Genomic DNA, 6,989 nt, shown 5'->3' with positions numbered 1-6,989 from the left:
TCACAATCAAGTAATTAAGCTTCGTGTTGGAGGTGTTTATGTATAAATTCTTCATAATAGTTATTTTTACCAATTTGGGTTAATTGTTATCGCCTTTCTGAACTTTATAAAAAACCATATACTTTTCGCTATCGCCTTGAATTAAGTTAGCAATAGCATCATTACTTACATCAAAAGTGGTAATGATATAAATGTATTTTAGGTTTTTAAATTCCGAAAGTTGACTTAGATTGATTGGAGTGTTCAATTGATTTGGATTATCCAAATTCACTATTACAATTTCAATGTTGTTTTTTAATGTAATGGAATTGTTTAAACCGGCAATTGAGTTTACATCTGTAAATAAATTACGCGGTTTGTCTCCAAATACTTTTACAACACCTCCAGTATAGTAGATGGAAGGTTGGGTATTGTAAACCAACTCTTTTACATTCTGCATGTTAAGCAGTGTAACATTTGAAACAGCAGCAGCTCTGGCAGTCTGAGAAGGAGCGCTCAAGAAAGCGTCCAATTCTAACACAGGAACCGAGGTTTCTTCGGTATTGTCACTGGTGGACAATCGTTGTGCAACAGCATTTAAACTGCTGATAAGTAGCACAATAATCATGATGATTTTTGATTTCATACAATTAATTTTAGTAGAATAAATTTTTGAAAAATTTGCATTTCGGGCTTGAAGTGAGTGTGTAGGCATGTGAGGATTATAATATTTTGGGTTATACTATTGAGAGCTAAATTATATACTTTGCTCATTGCACCTCAATTTTCTCTACAAACAACTAGAAAACTCGATTAAATGACACTTTTCTTTCATTTTTTTAATTCGAGCCTTGTTTTTGCGGGTTTTTTTCTTTGAATTTTGACATAAAATTTGGGGTTTTAAGGGTTAATTTTTTAGTTTAATTATATTTTAACAGTTCGAAAGTAATTTGTTTTTTTCATACAGCCAAAAAAAAAATCGACAAAATGCATTATTTTATAGATAAAGTGCATTTATCAGATAATTTGGAAGGTTAAATACTACAAAAATAATTAACATCTATTTGTTTATAACTAATAGATGTTTTTAACATATATTTCTAAAAATATTAATTAGAATGAAATTGAATCTAAATGCTTTAAAGGAAAGCAACAAACAATTTTAACCTGATTTTGATGCATATTATTAAATCCGTCTTATTAATTCTTCGATTTAATATTTAAATACCTTAAATTTAACCTTTCAAAAAATGGTATTTCAAATCTATGAAACAGTTATTTTTAATTAGGCATGCCAAATCCAGTTGGACCGCTCCCTTAAATGATTTTGACAGGCCTTTAACGAATAGAGGAATACAAGATGCTCATGTAATTTCTTCAGGAATTAAAAATATAATCCCTAAATCATTTCTGGTATGGAGTAGTGCTGCTAAACGAGCTGCTGAAACCGCTACAATCTTTGCTCAAAATTTATCTTTTCCGATTGATAGCATCGAATTCAAAAATGAACTATACACTTTCGACCACAGAAAATTGGAAGAAATTATAAAATCTTGTCCCAATCACTGTAATCATTTAATTGTTTTTGGACACAATGAGGCGATTACAAATTTTGTCAATAAATTTGGCAATACTTTTATAGATAATGTGCCAACAGCCGGTTTTGTGCAATTGAGCTTTGAAACAGTTAATTGGAGTGATATATCAAAAGGAAAAACCAATAACATAGTTTTCCCCAAAGATTTATAATAGAATATGAGTACAGACAATAATTATCGTTATATAGACCGAGAAAAAAGTTGGTTGGCTTTTAACGCCAGAGTATTACAAGAAGCTGCGGATGAATCTGTTCCCTTATTGGAGCGTTTGAGATTTATCGGTATTTTTTCTAATAATTTAGATGAATTTTTTCGGGTTCGTTTTGCCGCAGTTCGGCGTTTGAGCTTATTGGGTATTTCCGGCGAAAAAATTTTGGGAGGTATTTCAGCCCAACAATTGGTTAAAGATATTACCGAGATTGTAATCAAACAACAGGCGGAAAGTTTGCGTGTATTGCGACTGATTGAAGAAGAGTTGGTAAAGCAAAATATCATTATCATTGATGAAACAGAAGTTACCGGTGATCATGAAAATTTTGTCAAAGATTTTTTTATCCAAAAAGTCAGCCCTGAATTGGTCACCATCATCTTAAATGACTTGGCCGAATTCCCACTTTTAAAAGATACTTCGGGCTATTTAGCCGTAAAATTGGTTATGAAACCGGAACAAAAACCTTCGATGTTAGGTTTGGTTAAGCCCAAACCTGAAATCCGTTACGCGGTTATAGAGATTCCCAAAAACACCAATCGTATAGTTGAATTACCACCGAAAGAGGGCAAGCAATATTTAATGTTGCTCGACGACGTGATTCGCTACAATCTCAGCAGTATTTTTAACATCTTTGAGTACGAAAACATATCGGCTCACATGATAAAAATTACCAGAGATGCTCAGCTGGATATTGATAGCGATATGAGCAAAAGCATGTTAGAAAAAATCGCTACTTCTGTAAAAGACCGCAGAATTGGAGAACCTGTTCGATTTGTGTATGATCAATCTATTGGAAAAGATACACTCAAGTTCTTCTTGGATAAAATGGGAATCAACGCTACCGACGGAATCATTCCGGGCGGAAGATACCACAACCGCCGCGACTATATGAATTTTCCAAATTTGGGCAGATACGATTTGTTGTACCAACCCAAAACACCGCTACCAGTAGATGGATTGTCACTTGATGGCAGTATTTTGAACAGAATTGCCCAAAAAGATTACCTGATCAATGCACCATTTCAGTCGTTTTCTTATCTGATTAAATTTTTGAGAGAAGCGGCCTTGGATCCCAAAGTGACTACTATAAAAATCACTTTATACCGTTTGGCCAAGAATTCACAAATAGTAAGTTCGCTTATCAATGCTGCCAAAAACGGAAAAAAAGTTACCGTTCAAATCGAATTACAAGCGCGATTTGACGAAGCGAGTAACATTTCTTATGCTGAACAAATGCAACAAGAAGGAATCGAATTGATTTTTGGAATCAAAGGCCTGAAGGTGCACAGTAAAATATGTGTCATAGATAGAATAGAAGAGGGAAAAGTGAAGCGTTACGGTTTTATTTCCACCGGTAATTTCAACGAAACTACCGCTAAAATTTATACCGATTTGACATTGTTTACCAGTCACCAACAAATCCTAAAAGATGTTTCTAAAATTTTCGATTTTTTTGATGTCAATTATCGTATTCATCGCTACAAACATTTAATTGTTTCACCCCATTATACCCGTTCCAAGTTTTACAAACTCATCGATCGCGAAATTAACAACGCTATTGCCGGTCGCACTGCTTATATCAATCTAAAGATGAACAGTCTTTCCGATAACGCTATGATAGACAAACTTTATGAAGCCAGTAATGCCGGAGTTAAGATCAAGTTGCAAGTAAGAGGAATTTGTTCTTTAATTCCCGGGGTAAAAGGCATGAGCGAAAACATTGAAGCCATCAGTATAGTAGATTATCTGTTAGAACATACCCGTTGCTATATTTTTTGTAATGATGACAACCCGGAAGTGTTTATTTCCTCTGCCGATTTTATGACCAGGAATTTAGATGGTCGAGTGGAAGTGACTTGTCCGATTTATGATGAAGAGATTAAAAAGCAAATCATAGATACGTTTAATGTAGGATGGAAAGGCAACGTAAAAGCCCGATTCCATTCGGAAAAATTTGATAATAAATACAGAGTTCGCAAAGAAGATGAACCGGTGTTCAGAGCCCAATTTGAAACCTATAATTATTACAGAGATCGTTTGGATTTTTGTGAATTACCTGCCAAAAATAAAATTACTTAAAAGCTCCATGATATCTATTAAAAAATATGCTGCTATCGATATTGGTTCCAACGCCATGCGATTGCTCATTACTAATATAGTTGAACAAAAAGACAAAGAAACGCAATTCAATAAAAGTGCATTGATTCGAGTGCCTATTCGTTTAGGTCAAGATGCCTTTACCGTGGGCGAAATCTCTGAGGAAAACATTAACCGTATGGTTGATGCCATGAAGGCTTTCAAACTTTTAATGAAAGTATATAAAGTGGAAAAGTACAAAGCTTGCGCTACTTCGGCCATGCGTGAAGCTTATAACGGAAAAGAAGTTACCCAAATTATCAAAGACCAATGCGATATCGACATTGATATCATCGACGGCAAAATCGAAGCTACTATCATAGCCAGTTCCGATTTGCATTCGTTCTTAAAAACTGATCAAACGTATTTATATGTGGATGTAGGTGGCGGAAGCACCGAATTTTCACTCTTTGCCGATGGTAAAATGATAGCCTCGAAATCCTTCAAAATTGGCACCGTTCGTTTGCTCAACAATATGGTCACCGATATCGTTTGGGAGGAAATTGAAAAATGGATCAAAACCCAAACCCAGCCCTATGACAATGTAATCCTAATCGGTTCAGGCGGTAATATCAATAAGTTGTTCAAATTGTCGGGGAAAATGCAAGACAAACCCTTGTCTTACTTGTACTTAAATGCGCAATACCAATATTTGAGTTCGCTAACCTACGAACAAAGAATTGCCGAGTTGGCTTTGAATACCGACCGTGCCGACGTAATCATACCGGCTACACGAGTGTATTTAAATGCAATGAAATGGAGTGGCGCACGCCAATTGTTTGTGCCGAAAATTGGTTTGGCCGATGGTATCGTTAAAGCTATGTACCAAGGAACGCTTTAAACATCTAAGTCGAACATTTTTTTCAAAACCTCTAAATTCGGATTGATTTCTACCAAACGATTGTATTTGTCTTGGTTGGTAAACGCTTTTTTCACCACCAAAGTTTCATTCACCTTCACCACAATTTGGATGTCGTGGTTGTGCAATTTGCCGCGTAAATACCCCAATAATTCCGGTCTTTCTTTTTCAAAATCAATCTTGGAACTTTCATTAGGCAACTCATGAATAATGGTAGCGCCTTCTAAAATCGGATCGTTTATGGTTAACAATGAAGCTATAATGCGATAGCCTTTGTCTTCCATACGTTGGGCATATTTCAACCATTGCTCCAACATTTCGGTTTCAGTAAAGGGTTCATTAGGTAAATGCTGCGTTTCTTTGACTACTGATTTCTGCGCTTCCGCCATTTCTTTTTTGGCTCGGATACTGGCTAAAGAAAGTGCCGAGATTTTGGTTGTCGGTTGTCGGTTGTCGGTTGTCGGTAGTGCAACTTTGTTTTCATCACTTTGTACTTCCAACTTCGTACTTTGTACTTCTTCGTTGTTGGTTGTCGGTTGTCGGTTGTCAGTTGTCAGTTGTTCCGCGCTCTGCGTTGTTCTTTCTACCTTCTCCTCTAATACAAGAGTTTCCACACTTCGTACTTCCAACTTCGTACTTTGTACTTCTTCGTTGTTGGTTGTCGGTTGTCGGTTGTCGGTTGTCGGTAGTGCAACTTTGTTTTCATCACTTCGTACTTCCAACTTCGTACTTTGTACTTCTGTAATGGAATAACTATTATTGCGGTAATACGTTGGCGGAATTATGAAGTCAGCTTTTTTTTTTCTCCATCAAAAGTGATAGAGGCAATTTGCATTAAGGTAAGTTCTACCAACAAGCGTTGGTTTTGGGAAGTTTTGTATTTCAAATCACAATCGTTGGCCAAATCAATACCTTTCAGTAAGAACTCTTGATTGGTTTTTTGAGATTGCTGTTGGTATAACGCTTGTGCAGCTTCACCCATTTCCATTAAAGAATGCGTAGCGATATTTTTGGCCACTAACAAATCTCTGAAATGCGAGGCCAGACCGGCTATAAAATGATGACCGTCAAAGCCTTTGGACAAAATCTCGTTGTAGGCCAATAACACTTCCGGGATTTTGTTCTCCAATAACAAATCGGTCATATTGATATACGTCTCGTAATCTAATACATTCAAATTTTCCGTTACGGCTTGACGTGTTAAGTTGGTACCGCAAAACGAAACCACTCTGTCAAAAATCGACAATGCATCACGCATAGCACCATCGGCTTTTTGTGCAATAATGTGCAAGGCATCGTCTTCAAATTGTACGCCCTGACTCGCTGCAACTTCTGCCAAATGCTCTTTAGCGTCTTTCACCGTAATGCGTTTGAAATCAAAAATCTGACAACGCGATAATATGGTTGGAATGATTTTGTGTTTTTCCGTCGTAGCCAAGATGAATATGGCATGTTTCGGCGGTTCTTCCAAAGTTTTCAAAAACGCATTGAAAGCAGCCGACGACAACATGTGTACCTCGTCGATGATGTACACTTTATATTGTCCGGTTTGTGGCGGGATTCTAACTTGGTCAATCAAATTCCTGATGTCGTCAACCGAGTTATTAGAAGCCGCATCCAATTCAAATACATTGAAAGCAAAATCCTCATTTGGGTCGTCATAACCGGGTTGGTTGATTTTTCGGGCCAAAATACGCGCACAAGTGGTTTTACCCACACCACGCGGACCGGTAAACAACAGGGCAGAAGCCAAGTGGTTGTTCTCTATGGCATTGAGTAACGTATTGGTAATAGCCTGTTGTCCCACAACGTCTTTAAACGTTTGCGGACGATACTTACGGGCTGATACTACAAATTGTTCCATAGATTTTTATAGGATTACAAATATAGATTTAAAAATTTCAAATGCCAAGCACCAAATTCTAAAAATAACCAAATCTCAAATCTTCAATCACCAATCTTCAATCTCAAATCCCTATCTTTGCCCCGCAGACCGCCTTATCGCTCTCTCGTCTTAGCAGACGAGAGGGAGGAAAGTCCGGACACCACAGAGTAGCATAGCGGGTAACGCCCGTCTCTCGTCTTTTGGGACGAGAAGGACAAGTGCAACAGAAAGTATGTACAGGTAAGGCTGTAGTGAAACCAGGTAAACTCTATGCGGTGAAATTCCAAGTATATCGGCATTTAAGGGCTACTCGTCCGTTGT

General features: G+C 37.1%; 6 protein-coding genes. 3 read left to right on the top strand and 3 right to left on the bottom strand.

All coding sequences use genetic code 11. The features are described 5' to 3' along the window. Positions 1-79: 79 nt before the first annotated feature. The gene (locus tag ACIQ32_RS10885; RefSeq protein ID WP_396195717.1) at positions 80-625 is read right to left on the bottom strand and encodes a hypothetical protein; all 546 of its coding nucleotides are present in this window, start codon (positions 623-625) and stop codon (positions 80-82) included. Positions 626-1,245: 620 nt separating this feature from the next. On the opposite strand from ACIQ32_RS10885, the gene ACIQ32_RS10880 reads away from it, so the two are divergent. Genes ACIQ32_RS10880 through ACIQ32_RS10870 form a run of 3 tightly spaced genes read left to right on the top strand, consistent with a single transcriptional unit; the run spans position 1,246 to position 4,765 of the window. Next, complete coding sequence (locus ACIQ32_RS10880) at positions 1,246-1,728, top strand: SixA phosphatase family protein (RefSeq protein ID WP_396195716.1); 483 nt, start codon at positions 1,246-1,248, stop codon at positions 1,726-1,728. 6 nt (positions 1,729-1,734) lie between these two features. After that, on the top strand, positions 1,735-3,867 hold the full coding sequence (gene ppk1, locus ACIQ32_RS10875; RefSeq protein WP_396195715.1) for a polyphosphate kinase 1: 2,133 nt from the start codon (positions 1,735-1,737) through the stop codon (positions 3,865-3,867). Positions 3,868-3,874: 7 nt separating this feature from the next. Further along, positions 3,875-4,765 (top strand): exopolyphosphatase, encoded by an 891-nt coding sequence (locus ACIQ32_RS10870; RefSeq protein WP_396195714.1) that lies wholly within the window; start codon positions 3,875-3,877, stop codon positions 4,763-4,765. Here ACIQ32_RS10870 and ACIQ32_RS10865 read toward each other — a convergent pair. Together ACIQ32_RS10865 and dnaX are read right to left on the bottom strand one after the other, a co-directional pair. After that, on the bottom strand, positions 4,762-5,505 hold the full coding sequence (locus tag ACIQ32_RS10865; RefSeq protein WP_396195713.1) for a DNA polymerase III subunit gamma/tau: 744 nt from the start codon (positions 5,503-5,505) through the stop codon (positions 4,762-4,764). The two genes, ACIQ32_RS10870 and ACIQ32_RS10865, sit on opposite strands and share 4 nt — an antisense overlap. Positions 5,506-5,564: 59 nt before the next feature. Next, positions 5,565-6,647: a DNA polymerase III subunit gamma/tau gene (gene dnaX / locus ACIQ32_RS10860; protein WP_396195712.1), complete on the bottom strand. Its 1,083-nt coding sequence runs from the start codon at positions 6,645-6,647 to the stop codon at positions 5,565-5,567. Between the last annotated feature and the right edge of the window lie 342 nt (positions 6,648-6,989).

The organism is Flavobacterium sp. (assembly GCF_044373165.1).
Taxonomy (GTDB): Bacteria; Bacteroidota; Bacteroidia; order Flavobacteriales; family Flavobacteriaceae; genus Flavobacterium.
Note: the sequence above shows the minus strand (reverse complement) of the source record. Positions and strands in the feature narration are given on the sequence as shown.

What these genes read in the sequence shown, in the direction of transcription:
- ppk1 (WP_396195715.1), top strand. Translation starts at nt 1,735, where the DNA reads ATGAGTACAGACAATAATTATCGTTATATAGACCGAGAAAAAAGTTGG.
- ACIQ32_RS10880 (WP_396195716.1), top strand. Translation starts at nt 1,246, where the DNA reads ATGAAACAGTTATTTTTAATTAGGCATGCCAAATCCAGTTGGACCGCT.
- ACIQ32_RS10885 (WP_396195717.1), bottom strand. Translation starts at nt 625, where the DNA reads ATGAAATCAAAAATCATCATGATTATTGTGCTACTTATCAGCAGTTTA.
- dnaX (WP_396195712.1), bottom strand. Translation starts at nt 6,647, where the DNA reads ATGGAACAATTTGTAGTATCAGCCCGTAAGTATCGTCCGCAAACGTTT.
- ACIQ32_RS10870 (WP_396195714.1), top strand. Translation starts at nt 3,875, where the DNA reads ATGATATCTATTAAAAAATATGCTGCTATCGATATTGGTTCCAACGCC.